The following is a 15,369-nucleotide window of genomic DNA, read 5'->3' as shown; positions in this document are numbered from 1 at the left end:
TCATGGCGATATTAGCATTTCAAAAACCTGATAAAGTATTAATGTTGGAGGCGGACTCCAGATTCGGTAAATTCGAATTTCGTCCGTTGGAACCGGGTTTTGGTATTACTGTGGGTAATGCATTACGCCGTATCCTTCTTTCTTCATTAGAGGGTTTTGCTATCACTACTATCAGAATTGATGGTGTGGAGCATGAATTTTCTAGTGTACCTGGAGTAAAAGAGGATGTTACCAACATTATCTTGAATCTGAAACAAGTGAGATTCAAGCAAGTAGTTGAAGAGTTCGAGAGCGAAAAAGTGAGCATCACTGTCGAGAATTCCAGTGAATTTAAAGCAGGTGACATAGGTAAGTATTTGACTGGATTTGAAGTGTTAAATCCGGAATTAGTTATTTGTCATTTAGATTCTAAATCAACTATGCAGATTGATATTACCATTAACAAAGGACGTGGTTATGTGCCTGCCGATGAAAATCGCGAGTTCTGCACGGATGTTAATGTAATTCCAATCGACTCTATTTATACTCCGATACGTAATGTCAAGTATGCTGTAGAAAACTTCCGTGTAGAACAGAAGACTGACTACGAAAAGTTAGTGCTTGAGATTAGTACCGACGGTTCCATACACCCGAAGGAAGCGCTGAAAGAAGCTGCAAAAATTCTGATTTATCACTTCATGTTGTTCTCTGATGAGAAAATCACGCTGGAAAGTAATGATACTGATAGCAATGAAGAGTTTGATGAAGAAGTATTGCATATGCGTCAGTTGTTGAAGACTAAGCTCGTTGATATGGACTTGTCAGTTCGTGCCCTCAACTGTTTGAAGGCTGCTGACGTGGAAACGCTTGGCGACTTGGTACAATTCAACAAGACCGACCTCTTGAAGTTCAGAAACTTCGGAAAGAAATCGCTTACCGAGCTTGATGATTTGCTGGAAAGTCTGAATCTGTCGTTTGGAACTGATATCTCTAAATATAAATTAGATAAAGAATAAAAAATGAGACATAATAAAAAATTCAATCATTTAGGTCGTACTGCTTCTCATAGAAGCGCTATGTTATCTAACATGGCTTGCTCTTTGATCAAGCACAAAAGAATCACTACGACTGTAGCAAAGGCTAAGGCTTTGAAGAAGTTTGTTGAGCCTTTGATCACTAAGTCTAAAGAAGACACAACGAACTCTCGTCGTGTTGTATTTAGCAACTTGCAAGATAAGTTTGCAGTGACAGAGTTGTTCAAGGAAATCTCTGTGAAGATTGCTGACCGTCCGGGTGGTTACACTCGTATCATCAAGACTGGACACCGTTTGGGTGACAACGCTGAAATGTGTTTCATTGAGTTGGTTGACTACAATGAAAACATGGCAAAAGAAAAGGTTGTTAAGAAAGCTACTCGTACTCGTCGTTCCAAGAAGAGTGCAGAAGCTGCTCCTGCTGCTGTTGAAACACCGGCAACTGAAGCTCCGAATGCTGAATCGGCAGAATAATCCAACGATTATTCTTATAGATATAAAAGAGGCTACTTCCATATGTGGGAGTAGCCTTTTTTGCTGAGCAATGGGTGATGTTGATTTGTACCGGACTCTCGCTTATTTTAAAAAAGAGGATTTCGGGATGAACTTCTGCAGACAGGATTTGTTGTATGTAAAAGAGATATGGCAAAATTTGTAAGAATCATATTGTTTCTGTTGCTGGCGGTTACCTTTCATGGGATGGCGGGCAATACTTTCACTGAAAGAACGGTGGAAGAAGCGGAGAGTGTCGTGGACTATCCAGTGTACCATACCGGCGACATAAATGCTCCGGAATATCCTTATTCGCCGGTTGCGGAACTGACTAACTTGCAAAGTCATCAGACTCCCGCTACACGTATCCAGCGTGTGCAGCTTAGGGAATACATTACCACTTTGAGAAATTTGCTGCAATGTTGTGCCAAATGTGATGATTGTCTGACGCAACATTGGGGGCGGATTTATAACACTACAACTTCCTATTATTGTCAGTTTTCGAGCGAATACTATGTGTTTGCTTTAAGGCGTATGCTTATTTAGCCGTTTGATTTGTTGGTATTTCTTCTTTTTAAATCAATTCATTTTACTAATAAATTAAACATTCCTATATGATGACAACTATTCAAGCTACGGATGCTACCATATTCGCATCCTCACATCCCGATATTGCTAAACGTACGAGTGTTTCCGGAATTTTATTCTCTTTTGTCATGCTGCTACTTGGCGCATTGGCAATTGCTTCCACTTTCAAGTTGGATGACAAGTCCTCTTCGATAGGGATGGGACTTATGGTTTTAGGGACGGCACTGCTGTTGTCGGGTGTTTTCCGTCTTTTTTGGAAATCCAAAGAGACCGTTTATCTGCCTACCGGAAGCGTTACTAAGGATCAAAGTCTCTTCTTCGATTTGAAACATATGGAGGCGTTGGCGAATATGATAAATTCGGATTCGTTTTCAGCCGCTTCTGCTATCAAGAGCGAATCGAGTGGCAATATACGTATGGACGTGATACTTTCCGAGGACAAGAAATTTGCCGCCGTGCAGTTGTTCCAGTTTGTGCCATACAATTATCAGCCGATTACATCGGTACACTATTTTACCGGTGACGGTGCTTCTGCCGTTGTAGCTTTTCTGGCGAAAAGCAGATAGGGCTGATACACCATAGGTATTGAGACATAACTTTAATTTTTTGCAGGATGGGGAGAGTCGTCGACAACGGCTATCCCCATTTTTTTCATCAGGAAGCAGGCGTTCATGTTTTGGGCGACTCCGTCCCTCATGCAGTAAGAGAAGGTAAGTTCGTTGTTGGTGATGTCCGCTTCAAAGCAGTAGTTGCGTATGTTTTGCGGGAAAGAATCTATCAATGTGCCTAACAGTAGGTCGTGGGTGGCGATGATGCCATTGGTATTCATGTTCATAAATTGTTTGATGAGGGCGAAAGAACCTTTCTGTTTGTCCATCGAGTTGGTGCCTTTCAGAATTTCGTCAAGGATAATAAAGAGTTCTTCTCCCGCTTTCAGTTTGTCGATGATAAGTTTCAGACGTTTCAGTTCGGCAAAGAAATAAGATTCGTTGTCGGTGAGCGAGTCGCTGGTGCGGAGACTGGTGACGAGACGTGCCGGATATAGCTCCATCCGCTCTGCCCAGACAGGTGCGCCGATACACGCCAACAGGTAGTTGACTCCGACGGTGCGCAGGTAAGTACTTTTGCCTGCCATATTGGCTCCGGTGATGATGATGAAACTGGGACGCTTGTCGATATCTATACCGTTCCGTACGCATTTGGTGCGTTCCATCAGGGGATGTCCCAATGCGTTGGCTTGCAATAGGAAAGGACGGGGGACGATGGTAGGGTATATATATTCGGGATGGTTGTAGGCGAAAGTGGCGAGCGAGCAATAGGCGTCTATTTCTCCGATTGTTTCTATCCAGCGCGTCAGGTCGTTGGCGTGTGTCTCTTTCCATTGTTCGATGCGCATCATTTGCCGCAGTTCCCAGAAGATAAACCCGTTGAGGATGATACTGATTAATACATTGTTGCGCTGGTCAAGCGCGTTCATCAGTTGCGAGAGTTGGCGCACAGCCTGCGATGCTGTCTTTTTGCGGCTGTCGGTCAGTTCTGCTTTTAGCTGTTGCAGGACGGGGCTGTGCATCTCCTTCCGTTCTGTGAGAAGAATTTGGTCGGCGTATGTGGAAAGGATTTGCAACTTCTTGCCGTAGGTGATTTGCAGTTTGGTGATTCCTTTGGAGAAGATGGCGCTGAATATTACAAAATTTGTGAAAGTAACGCCCACAACGCTGAACGGCAGGAGACCGATGGAAGCAAGAACGATGCACACAAGGTTGACGAGGGTTATTGCATTGGGGACGATGCGTAGCAAGGTGTGCTTGCGGTAGTAACTTGGGCTGTCTGCCCACTCTTTGATTTCGGTGGTGTCGGCGGGTTTGCCTTTGTAGAGCAATCCAAGCAGGCGGATTTGCTGGCGGTATTCCAGTTCGGAGGCCAGTTCGCGGATGGCTTCCTGCCGTTGTTCGATGGCTTCTTTGTTCTCCAAGTGGGCGTTGAACCATTGGGCGAGATGCTGCTTGCCTACGGGGGTCGACGTACGGTTGACCGATTGGAAGAGCGACTGCTCGCCGAAGATATCGAGGTCGAACGTATATAGATGTGCCGGGTCGGCATATTCGTTGCCGCCGTCGAAGTCGGAGAAGTCGTATCGGAGGGCTTTCAATTCCTGTTCGTTGATTTCTATTTTCTTCTTCAGGAAATCTTTGCGGTAGAACCAGTGATTGTGCCGCTTCACCAGCCAGACGAAGAGAGCGAAGGGTAAGACGCCGAACAGAGATACCCACAACCATCCGTCTGTCCAAAAGACTACGGTTCCGGTGATGGCTCCCACGAACAGGGCCAGCCGCAGCAGGCTGATGTAATAGATTCGTTTACGTGCTTCTTGCAGTTCCAGTTCTGTCTGCCCGATGATTTGCCGGTAGGTGGCGGTAATCTCTTTTAGTCTTTCCATGATATGTCCGGTATTGTATGCCCGTAAAAATACGATAAAACTTCCGGATTCTTTCGGCTTCGGACTTTTCTCTTAACATTTGTTTTTATATGGTGCACTCGAATGATAATAATTCTCAAATGGCGAACAAATAACTGAAAACTCTCTATACTAATTAAGTTTTCTATATATCTTTGCCCCCGTTTTCTACTGGAAATGAAGAATAAAACAAGAACTGCATAACAACGATAAAGAAAAACGAACAATGGCAGAGTATGGAAAAGACGTTTCCTCAAAGGCTGATTTGAGAGAGCGCATTGTGGTGACGGCAATGAAGGCCTTCCGGTCGAGCGGAATCAAGAGTATTACGATGGATGACATTGCTGCTTCGCTGAGCATCTCCAAACGCACGCTTTACGAACTTTTTGAGGATAAAGAGACACTGCTGAAAGAGTGTGTCCTGAAGGCGCAGGCAGATAGAGACGGGTATTTGCAGCAGGTTTACGCCGAATCGCACAATGTGCTGGAGGTGATACTTGCGGTGTTTCAGATGAGTATTGAGATGTTTCATCAAACCAACAAACGTTTCTTTAAGGACATCAAGAAATATCCGAAGGTACATGAGATGATGAAAGCCCGTCAGGACAGTGATTCGGTCAATATAACCTCTTTCTTCAAGAAAGGAGTAGAACAGGGGATTTTCCGTTCGGATGTGAACTTTGCCATTTCCAATCTGATGGTGCGCGAGCAGTTCAATGTATTGTTCAACACGGACATTTGCAGTGAATATTCCTTCATAGAGGTGTACGAATCCATTATGTTCACCTACATCCGCGGTATTTCCACGGAGAAGGGAGCGAGAGTGCTGGAAGATTTTATACAAGAATATCGCGGAAGCCACACGGGCGTGAAGCCGGAGTGAGGTTCTGCCTACAACCCAAATAAAAGATTTAATTAGAAACCAGTTTATGAACAAGATGAAAAGACTGACAAGTAAGAAGACGCTTCTGCTGTCTGTAGTGTTCTGTGCGTTTAGTTTGGCGAAGGCGCAGCAGACTCAGGTAGCGGCAGACACGTTGACCTTGACCTTAGACAGAGCCGTGGAGATTGCCCTGGATGAGAATCCGACAATGAAAGTGGCGGCAGAAGAAGTCGCCTTGAAGAAAGTAGCCCGCAAGGAAGCGTGGCAAAGCCTTCTGCCAGATGCCAGCATCGCTGGGGCGTTGGACCACACGGTGAAGGCGGCGGAAATGAAGTTGAACGATATGTCGTTCAAGATGGGACAGGACGGGACGAATACCGTCAATGGCGGACTGAGCATCAACCTGCCTTTGTTTGTGCCGGGTGTGTACCGTGCCATGTCGATGACAAAGACCGATATCGAACTTGCCGTGGAGAAGTCGCGCGCTTCCAAGCAAGACCTGGTAAACCAGGTGAGCAAGGCGTATTATCAGTTGATGCTTGCGCAAGACAGCTACGAAGTGCTGCAAGGCAGCTACAAGTTGGCGGAAGACAACTACAACGTGGTTAATGCGAAATACCAGCAGGGTAGCGTGAGCGAGTACGACAAAATCAGTGCGGAGGTACAGATGCGCAGCATCAAGCCCAACCTTATTTCGGCAGCCAATGCCGTGAACCTGGCAAAGTTGCAGCTTAAGGTGCTGATGGGTGTCACTGCCGATGTGGAGATTAAGATTAACGACAGCCTGACCAACTATGAGACGGCGATGTTTGCCAATCAGTTGAGAGACGAGGAAATCAATCTGGACAATAACACCACCATGAAGCAGTTGGATTTGAACATGAAGCTGTTGGAAAAGAACGTCAAGTCCTTAAAGACAAACTTTATGCCCACTCTTTCGATGAGTTTCTCCTACAAATACCAGTCTTTGTACAATCCCAACATCAACATATTCGACTATGCATGGAGCAACAGTTCGAACCTGATGTTCAACCTCAGCATCCCTCTTTATAAGGCGAGCAACTTTACGAAGGTGAAATCCGCCCGCATCCAGATGCGCCAGCTCGACTGGAATCGCATCGACACGGAACGGAAGCTGAATATGCAGATTGTGAATTGCCGTAACAACATGGCAGCCAGCACCGAGCAGGTAGTCAGCAACAAGGAGAACGTGATGCAGGCTACAAAGGCGGTAACGATAGCCGAAAAGCGTTACGACGTGGGCAAGGGCACAGTGCTCGAACTTAACAGTTCGCAAGTATCGCTCACACAGGCGCAGCTCACCTACAACCAGTCGATATACGACTATCTCGTGGCTAAGGCAGACCTCGACCAACTTTTAGGAAAAGAATAACGATTAAAAGACAACAACGAAAATTACAACTCAAGGAATATGAAAAGAAATATCCAATTAGCAGCCCTGCTGTTGACCGTATGCATGGGCTCATGTACAGGCGGTGGAAAAGACAAAGCTACTGTGACCGAACACGTGGACGAGAAGCCCGTGGTGAAGTTGGCAGAAGTAAAGGCGCGTCCCGTAGAACAGATACAGGAATATACGGCAACGGTGGAAGCCGAAGTGAAGAACAACATCGCTCCCGCGTCGCCCGTGCGCATCGAACGTATTTTTGTCGAAGTGGGCGATCGCGTGTCCAGAGGACAGAAATTGGTGCAGATGGACGCCGCCAGTCTGAAACAGGCAAAACTCCAGCTCGACAACCAGCAGATAGAATTCAATCGTATCGACGAACTCTATAAAGTAGGCGGAGCTTCCAAATCGGAATGGGACGCTTCGAAGATGCAGCTTGACGTGAAGCAGACGGCTTACAAGAACCTCTTGGAGAACACCGCTCTGTTAAGCCCGATTAACGGTGTGATTACCGCTCGCAACTACGACAACGGCGATATGTACGGCGGTGGCACTCCGGTGTTAGTGGTAGAGCAAATCACTCCGGTGAAACTGCTCATTAACGTGTCCGAGACTTACTTTACGAAAGTGAAGAAAGGCGCACCGGTAGAGGTGAAACTCGATGTCTACGGCGATGAAGTATTCACCGGAAACATTCATCTGGTATATCCTACGATAGACGCGGCTACGCGTACTTTCCAGGTGGAAATTAGACTGGACAACAGAGACCAGCGCGTGCGTCCGGGAATGTTTGCCCGTGCAACGCTCAACTTCGGTACGGCCGACAACGTGGTAGTTCCCGATTTGGCAATTGTGAAACAAGCTGGTTCGGGCGACCGTTACGTGTTTGTCTACAAAGACGGTGCGGTGTCTTACAACAAAGTGGAACTGGGCAGACGTATGGGTGCGGAATATGAATTGAAGTCCGGTGTGCCCGACAATTCGCAAGTAGTCGTAGCCGGTCAGTCCCGCTTGGTGAACGGCATGGAAGTAGAAGTGGAAAAATAAAACGAGAAAGTTGTAAGTGATAACAAATTATTAATATGAGTTTATACGAAGGTGCGGTTAAAAAACCGATTATGACCTCGCTCTGCTTCCTTGCAGTAGTGATTTTTGGTCTTTTCTCTTTGTCTAAGTTACCTATCGACTTGTATCCAGACATTGATACAAATACGATTATGGTGATGACCGCTTATCCTGGCGCCAGTGCCTCGGATATAGAAAACAATGTGACCCGTCCGCTCGAAAATACGTTGAACGCGGTGAGCAATCTGAAACATATTACTTCTCGCTCGTCCGAGAATATGTCGCTCATTACGCTTGAGTTTGAGTTTGGCAACGATATCGACGTACTCACGAACGATGTGCGCGACAAACTCGACATGGTAAGCTCGCAGCTTCCCGACGACGTCGAGAATCCGATTATCTTCAAGTTCAGTACGGACATGATTCCTATCGTGCTGCTTTCGGTGCAGGCGAACGAGAGCCAGTCTGCTCTCTATAAAATTCTGGACGACCGCGTGGTGAACCCGTTGGCGCGTATTCCGGGTGTCGGAACCGTCTCTATCAGCGGTGCGCCGCAACGCGAGATTCAGGTATATTGCGACCCCAACAAATTGGAAGCCTACCACCTCACCATCGAAACCATCAGTTCCATCATCGGAGCCGAAAACCGCAATATCCCCGGCGGTAACTTCGATATCGGTAGCGAGACCTACTCGTTGCGTGTGGAAGGCGAATTCAAAGACTCGCGCCAACTGGCGGATGTCGTAGTAGGTACGCACAATGGAGCCAATGTCTTTCTGCGCGACGTGGCACGCATCGTCGACTCTGTGGAAGAGCGTGCGCAGGAGACCTATAACAACGGTGTGAAGGGTGCCATGATTATCGTGCAGAAGCAGGCGGGCGCCAATTCGGTGGAAATCTCCAAGAAAGTGGCGGAAGCACTGCCCCGACTCCAGAAGAACCTGCCGAGCGACGTGAAAATCGGCGTCATCGTCGATACGTCCGACAACATCCTCAACACCATCGACAGTTTGACCGAAACCGTCATGTATGCCTTGCTCTTCGTAGTAATCGTCGTGTTCCTCTTCTTGGGACGCTGGCGCGCAACGCTGATTATCTGTATCACCATCCCGCTTTCGTTGATTGCCTCGTTCATTTACCTGGCGATTAGTGGAAATACGATTAATATTATTTCGCTTTCATCACTTTCTATTGCTATCGGTATGGTGGTGGACGATGCGATTGTGGTGCTCGAAAACGTGACGACCCATATTGAACGCGGCTCCGACCCCAAACAGGCGGCAGTGCACGGTACGAACGAGGTGGCAATCTCCGTAGTCGCTTCTACGCTGACCATGATTGCCGTGTTCTTCCCCTTGACGATGGTAAGCGGTATGTCGGGTGTGCTTTTCAAACAGTTGGGTTGGATGATGTGTGCCATCATGTTCATCTCCACCGTTTCGGCACTGTCGCTCACGCCGATGCTCTGTTCGCAGTTGCTCCGTTTGCAGAAGAAGCAGACGAAAGCCTTCAAGCTCTTCTTTACTCCGATTGAAAAGACGCTCGACGGACTCGACGCCTGGTATGCAAGGATGCTCAACTGGGCGGTTCGCCATCGCTGGACGGTTATCTTCGGATGTATCGCCTTCTTCTTCCTCAGTCTGCTGTGTGCTAAGGGTATCGGTACGGAGTTCTTCCCCGCACAGGACAACGCCCGTATTGCCGTGAAGTTAGAGTTGCCCATCGGTACGCGCAAGGAGATTGCCCAGGAACTTTCGGCGAAACTGACCGAACAGTGGCGCACGAAGTATAAAGGCATCATAAAAGTGTGCAACTATACGGTAGGTCAGGCAGACTCCGACAATACATGGGCGTCTATGCAGGACAACGGTTCGCATATCATCTCCTTCAACATCAGTCTTGTCGACCCGGGCGACCGCGACGTGACGCTGGAAACCGTCTGCGACGAAATGCGCGACGACCTCAAGGCATATCCTGAATTCAGTAAGGCGCAGGTGATTCTCGGTGGTAGCAACAGTGGTATGTCTGCCCAGGCAAGCGCCGACTTCGAGGTTTACGGATACGACATGGAGCTGACCGATAGCGTGTCGGCACGCCTTAAACGCGAGCTGCTCAACGTGAAGGGAGTGACCGAAGTCAATATCAGCCGTAGCGACTACCAGCCCGAATACCAGGTGGACTTCGACCGCGAGAAGTTGGCAATGCACGGATTGAACCTCTCTACGGCGGGAACCTTCCTGCGCAACCGTATCAACGGTTCCGTAGCTTCCAAATATCGTGAGGACGGCGACGAGTACGACATCAAGGTGCGTTACGCTCCCGAATACCGTACCAGTCTGGAAAGCATCGAAAACATCCTTATCTATAATTCACAGGGACAGGCGGTGCGCGTGAAAGATGTGGGAACGGTTGTCGAACGTTTCGCCCCGCCCACCATCGAGCGTAAAGACCGCGAACGTATTGTGACCGTTTCGGCCGTTATCTCGGGTGCTCCGCTGGGCGACGTGGTGGCTGCCGGCAATAAGATTATCGACAAGATGGATTTGCCGGGCGACGTGACGATACAGATTTCCGGTTCCTACGAAGACCAGCAGGATTCGTTCCGCGACTTGGGAACATTGGGTGTACTGATTGTCATCCTCGTATTCATCGTGATGGCGGCACAGTTCGAGTCGCTGACTTATCCGTTCATTCTGATTCTTTCCGTGTTCTTTGCGCTGAGCGGTATCCTGATGGCGTTGTTCATCACCAACACTACGCTGAGTGTGATGAGTCTGTTGGGAGGTATCATGCTGATTGGTATCGTGGTGAAAAACGGTATTGTGCTTATCGACTACACCATCCTCTGCCGCGAGCGCGGGCAGTCCATCCTTAATGCGGTGGTGACGGCGGGCAAGAGCCGCTTGCGTCCGGTATTGATGACCACTGCCACGACCATCCTCGGTATGATTCCGATGGCAGTCAGCACGGGACAGGGAGCGGAGATGTGGAGTCCGATGGCGATTTCCGTAATCGGTGGTCTGGCAGTCTCTACCATCCTGACGTTGATTTACGTGCCGGTGATGTACTGCATCTTCGGTAGTGTGGGAGTTCGCCGCCAACGCCGCAAGATTAAGCAGGCGCGCGAGATGAACGAGTACTTCCAACTGCATAAAGATGAAATCATTAAGAAATAAATAGAACGAAACGCAATGAAATCTATATTAATAACATTCGACCAGGCTTATTACGAGCGCATCATAGCATTGCTCGACCGTATGGGTTGCCGTGGATTTACGTATTTGGATAAGGTGCAGGGACGCGGCTCCAAGACAGGCGAACCGCATTACGGCAGCCACGCATGGCCCAGTATGTGTTCCGCCATCATCACGGTGGTGGAGGATACGAAGGTAGACCCGCTGCTGGACGCGCTGCACCGGATGGACTTGGAGACCGAACAGTTAGGCTTGCGCGCCTTTGTATGGGGTATCGAACGGACGATTTAACGGGATAGTTCTTCGTCCGGTGGAGATGAGAAGTGCCTCTCAAAAGTCTTGTATCTGACTTTTGAGGGGCACTTCTGTCGTTTGTTAGCCTTTTGCTCCGTGAGTTGCTTCGGTTTACCGTTTCCTGAAATATACATATACGCTAAGGTGGCTAAGGCCAGTATCAGATTTGTCAAACCGATACATGACACTTTGATTGCATAATCATCAATCAGGAGATGCATACAGACGGAGACGGCTATGGCAAACACAAACATTCGTTTTTATAGTGTGATAATATTGCAATCATTATCTATATAGGAAACGGTTGGTTGCTTTATGCGAAATGTCTGTGTCGTCGCATTGACACGACCGTTTCCATACATTGACACACTCGTTTCCATACGTTGACACGACTGTTTCCATGCATGGATACGACCGTTTCCATCGCAAGAAACAGATGGGAACTCCAAATGCTTGTCAATGTGATATATAACGTTAATTGTACAGATAGCAGCAAAAGAGAAGATGAACAAGCAGTCGTTCCCGGTGCACATTAAGACCGTGAGCGGTCCTGAGAGGATAATGGCAGGAGTGCCCGGTTTGATTCGTGCTTTCATAAGAGTATTGTTTAGGTGTACGATTTGGACGATTACAATATTATGTAAATATTGTAGATTAGCAAGTTTTTCTTTTGTTATTTTAGGGGGAAGGTTGATATAAGTTAAAGTTGATAACGGTGAGAAGAAATCATCAAGATTTCCACATAACGACACACTTTGTCGCTCAGTCTCGCTATATTTGTCCGCAGAAAATGAAATATGTGATAGTAAATTCTCCTGTAATAACCGTTTGAAAAGACAGAATAAGTCATGAGTAACAATTTTTATAAAAATAGGAATGATATTTTGAAAGGCATAGATGAGATTGCCTATCCACCTGAAATCTATGACGCACAGATAGATGTTGATGAGTTGATAACGAAAAAAAATGATTACTGAGAAAAATGCAATATCCCCTTTTGTGTTTGATAATCAATAACTTTTTTGTAGCTTTGCAGAGTTCCAACATGACAGGTTGGGGCATATATCATACATATGTTTATTGATGAAAGTGTAGCTTTTAGTGAGATAGATGATAGGCGCCACACTTTCTTTTTATAATATTAAATCGAAATACTAAAATCACTATGACGACATTTGAAAAAGGATTAAGTTACAACTTTATGGTAGAAAGAATTGCCGAAACAAGAGGTAATTACTATTATGTAATAGTCATTGATAATAAAGAATGTTGGATAAAAATGCTTCCTTTTGAAATATATCAAAAAACGGAGAAAAATATCATAAGATGTGAGTATAGAGGTGTTGATTCATATGGTTCCCATATATTTATAGAAGACAAACTTTCTGTTTTGTATGAATTGTACAAAGAAAAAGAAGAATATGATTTTAATTATGTAAAAGAGAGTATAGATATGGAAGGAACTCCTTTTTCTGTATTAAAAGATAAGTATGGATTAGTCCATCGTCTATATGAGCAACTTCCATCTAATCTGAAAAATAAAGAAACTCCAATAAAATGTAGAATAAATTCTATTGATAGAAAACAAAAGAGTCTCATATTGCAAGTAGCAAAAAAAGCTGGTACTGACTATATGGAAACTAATATTCAAAATGCTAATAATGTAATAAACATTGCATGGATAGATGAAACTATTCTATTTAAAATTATCAATAAAGAAGGACTTGTAAAAAAATATTTTTATGATATAATTTACCTTCCCACGAACGTACAATTGAAAAATATAATAAACTTATACCAAAGTAAAAACAACAAATGGATTGCAAACTATATTAGATATTTGGATAAAACATACAAATATATATTAATTCAGAAAGAAAATTTAGATGAATTAGCAGAATTTGCAAATTTGATGATTCGCTTAATCGACTGGGCGCGTGCATTCAAACTTTGTGAAGCCAAAAAACTTCCCAAATTGAAAAAATACGAAGGACTTCAAAAAGCAATTGAAATTCTTCAAACAAATTCAATTTCCCAATATAAAGAAACTCTTATCTGTGCTGAAAAAACTATTTCAGAAATGTCAACTTTATTTGCTTTATTTGAAATAGATCCTTGCTTTTTTAGCGAAAATCTCTCTTTTTATAAAGAAACTTGTAAAATACTATATGATAGCTTTTCCACAAGCACACCTAATGAAGCACTTCAAAGCATCAAAGATAAATGCCTAAAAGCATTTCAAGGGATATTAGCTTATAGAGTAAAAATGGAACGAAAGAGAATTGTAAATAACATTGTACAAATGTATGAACTTTCACATAAAATTGAAGAAAAAATAAATGATGATGCTTTTAGTGTTCTGTATTCTTTACTTAATGAGCCTAAAAATACAAATAGTCAAAACATACACTCATACATTGATATGCAACCACAGGTGTTAAGTGCGATTACCTGTATCATTTATGGTTACAAATTGCTTGAAAACAAAGAGGAATTCATCAATTTGCTAAGTGATATTGATAAAATGTTGTATTTTTCTGAAGAATATGAAAATAGAAGAGAGGAGGACGAAGATTTTGAAGTAGAAGACATAGAAGAAACGGAAGATAATATTTATTCATCTATTTCCAGCCAAACCGAAATAGAACTCCAACGGAACAATTTTTTTCTATCTTTATATGAAGATGGAACATATATCATTACAGACAAACTACTCTCTGAAAACAATATCATTAAAAGTATTTCTATAAATCCCGATATAGATAAATTTGTACTACAATGCTATGAACATGGAAGTGTCAATAAAATACCAGTCAGAGTATTACAAGAGAAAAAAAGAGAAAAAATATATTCCAATGGATGCTATTCACAGGATTGTTTAAAAGGTATATATGTTATTAGTGAAGAAACATACATTGCAACTCTCTCATTATATAATAATGATACATTCATAAAATTATATTCTACAGAATATATCTCAGAACATTCGTTGTTAGGTTTAAAAGGGAACCAGGTCGTAGGTACTAATGTTGATTCTACAGAATACTTTCTAATACCTTCCGAATGTGTAGAACTGTTACCTAAACGATTGATATACAATTCTGCTACTCCCGTTGGTAAAAATATTAAAAATCCATATTATAGAAGTGATATTTTGACTTTAAAAGAATTAGGTATATTAACTGTCTAAATAAATATCGAAATCATGAATAATTTATTCAAAATCTTTGATCCCATGAAGGACTGTCAGTCGAGTCTTCCTGATTTTCCGGGAAATTACTTAATTGTTCTACGAACTGCTTCTCAACTACCTTCAATAGAAGTAAGTCCCAAATTCCACTATATAGATCATAATAACAATCATTACCCAATAATATATACCGGCATTAGTACCGTAAGTATTAGAAAACGTGACTACCAACAGCATTTCATAGGCAAGAATGCGGGAAGATCAACTCTTCGCAAATCTCTTGGTAGTCTTATGGGCTTTCCTAAAATACCAAGAGATAAGAATAATCCTGCCAATGGAAAAACTAAATTCAATGAAAATGATGAAGAAACACTGTCACAATGGATGAGGGAAAATTTGTTATTATTTTATAGTGTGGAAAATAGAAAAAAGGAACAAATAGAGAATCTTGAACAAGAATTTATAAATGATTATAATCCACCACTAAATATATCAGGAAATAAGAATCCGATAAATAGAGAATACAGAGCACTATTAAAAACTTTGCGAAATAAGACTAACTTTAATGGTTGATTCATGTAGCCAATAATAAGTATTTATTATGATAACGCCGGAAGGATTAATACAGGATTTAAGAGACTTTTATGGATATGAAGTAGATTTGTCTTATGCTATCAACTACATAGACATAATAGGTGGAGAATGTTCAGAAGTTGATAGTTTTCATCTATGGTTGCAAGATTTGTTAATGGCATAAATCCAGAATAATCATAGAATTCATTAATAT

14 protein-coding genes are annotated in these 15,369 nt (G+C 43.8%); 12 read left to right on the top strand and 2 right to left on the bottom strand.

The window, feature by feature from the left end; translation table 11 throughout:
- Positions 1–2 precede the first annotated feature (2 nt).
- The 4 genes from QZ331_RS02750 to QZ331_RS02735 all read left to right on the top strand — a co-directional run bounded on the left by QZ331_RS02750 (position 3) and on the right by QZ331_RS02735 (position 2,659).
- Complete coding sequence (locus QZ331_RS02750; protein WP_294627855.1) at positions 3–995, top strand: DNA-directed RNA polymerase subunit alpha; 993 nt, start codon at positions 3–5, stop codon at positions 993–995.
- A 3-nt stretch (positions 996–998) separates the two neighbouring features.
- Positions 999–1,487 (top strand): 50S ribosomal protein L17, encoded by a 489-nt coding sequence (gene rplQ, locus QZ331_RS02745; protein WP_294627853.1) that lies wholly within the window; start codon positions 999–1,001, stop codon positions 1,485–1,487.
- A gap of 168 nt (positions 1,488–1,655) precedes the next feature.
- Positions 1,656–2,051 (top strand): hypothetical protein, encoded by a 396-nt coding sequence (locus QZ331_RS02740; protein WP_294627851.1) that lies wholly within the window; start codon positions 1,656–1,658, stop codon positions 2,049–2,051.
- A 71-nt stretch (positions 2,052–2,122) separates the two neighbouring features.
- Entirely contained in the window at positions 2,123–2,659 is a 537-nt protein-coding gene (locus QZ331_RS02735; RefSeq protein WP_294627991.1) for a hypothetical protein, read from the top strand.
- A gap of 32 nt (positions 2,660–2,691) precedes the next feature.
- Here QZ331_RS02735 and QZ331_RS02730 read toward each other — a convergent pair whose 3' ends face one another.
- Positions 2,692–4,530 (bottom strand): MutS family DNA mismatch repair protein, encoded by a 1,839-nt coding sequence (locus QZ331_RS02730; protein WP_294627849.1) that lies wholly within the window; start codon positions 4,528–4,530, stop codon positions 2,692–2,694.
- Between the two features lie 244 nt (positions 4,531–4,774).
- Here QZ331_RS02730 and QZ331_RS02725 point away from each other — a divergent pair, with 244 nt between their 5' ends.
- The 5 genes from QZ331_RS02725 to QZ331_RS02705 are packed head-to-tail and all read left to right on the top strand — an operon-like array spanning position 4,775 to position 11,389.
- On the top strand, positions 4,775–5,431 hold the full coding sequence (locus tag QZ331_RS02725) for a TetR/AcrR family transcriptional regulator (RefSeq protein ID WP_294627847.1): 657 nt from the start codon (positions 4,775–4,777) through the stop codon (positions 5,429–5,431).
- Between the two features lie 46 nt (positions 5,432–5,477).
- Positions 5,478–6,824 carry a TolC family protein gene (locus tag QZ331_RS02720; protein WP_294627845.1) on the top strand — a complete coding sequence of 449 codons (1,347 nt, stop codon included), beginning with the start codon at positions 5,478–5,480 and terminating at the stop codon, positions 6,822–6,824.
- 39 nt (positions 6,825–6,863) lie between these two features.
- Positions 6,864–7,886: an efflux RND transporter periplasmic adaptor subunit gene (locus QZ331_RS02715; RefSeq protein ID WP_294627843.1), complete on the top strand. Its 1,023-nt coding sequence runs from the start codon at positions 6,864–6,866 to the stop codon at positions 7,884–7,886.
- A gap of 35 nt (positions 7,887–7,921) precedes the next feature.
- Entirely contained in the window at positions 7,922–11,080 is a 3,159-nt protein-coding gene (locus QZ331_RS02710) for an efflux RND transporter permease subunit (RefSeq protein ID WP_294627841.1), read from the top strand.
- 15 nt (positions 11,081–11,095) lie between these two features.
- Positions 11,096–11,389: a PG0541 family transporter-associated protein gene (locus QZ331_RS02705; protein WP_294627839.1), complete on the top strand. Its 294-nt coding sequence runs from the start codon at positions 11,096–11,098 to the stop codon at positions 11,387–11,389.
- Positions 11,390–11,652: 263 nt separating this feature from the next.
- Here QZ331_RS02705 and QZ331_RS02700 read toward each other — a convergent pair whose 3' ends face one another.
- Positions 11,653–11,988, bottom strand: a complete 336-nt coding sequence (locus tag QZ331_RS02700) for a hypothetical protein (RefSeq protein ID WP_294627837.1) — start codon at positions 11,986–11,988, stop codon at positions 11,653–11,655.
- A gap of 569 nt (positions 11,989–12,557) precedes the next feature.
- On the opposite strand from QZ331_RS02700, the gene QZ331_RS02695 reads away from it, so the two are divergent.
- From QZ331_RS02695 to QZ331_RS02685, 3 genes are read left to right on the top strand one after another with little or no spacing between them, the layout of a single operon-like run.
- Complete coding sequence (locus QZ331_RS02695) at positions 12,558–14,582, top strand: hypothetical protein (RefSeq protein ID WP_294627835.1); 2,025 nt, start codon at positions 12,558–12,560, stop codon at positions 14,580–14,582.
- A gap of 15 nt (positions 14,583–14,597) precedes the next feature.
- Positions 14,598–15,155 (top strand): GIY-YIG nuclease family protein, encoded by a 558-nt coding sequence (locus tag QZ331_RS02690; protein ID WP_294627833.1) that lies wholly within the window; start codon positions 14,598–14,600, stop codon positions 15,153–15,155.
- 28 nt (positions 15,156–15,183) lie between these two features.
- Positions 15,184–15,339, top strand: coding sequence for a hypothetical protein (locus QZ331_RS02685; protein WP_294627831.1), 156 nt, complete (start codon positions 15,184–15,186; stop codon positions 15,337–15,339).
- Positions 15,340–15,369 lie beyond the last annotated feature (30 nt).

Source organism: uncultured Bacteroides sp. (assembly GCF_910586915.1).
In the GTDB taxonomy this organism is placed as follows: Bacteria; Bacteroidota; Bacteroidia; order Bacteroidales; family Bacteroidaceae; genus Bacteroides.
The sequence above is the reverse complement of the archived record's forward strand: the minus strand, read 5'-3'. Positions and strand labels throughout refer to the sequence as shown.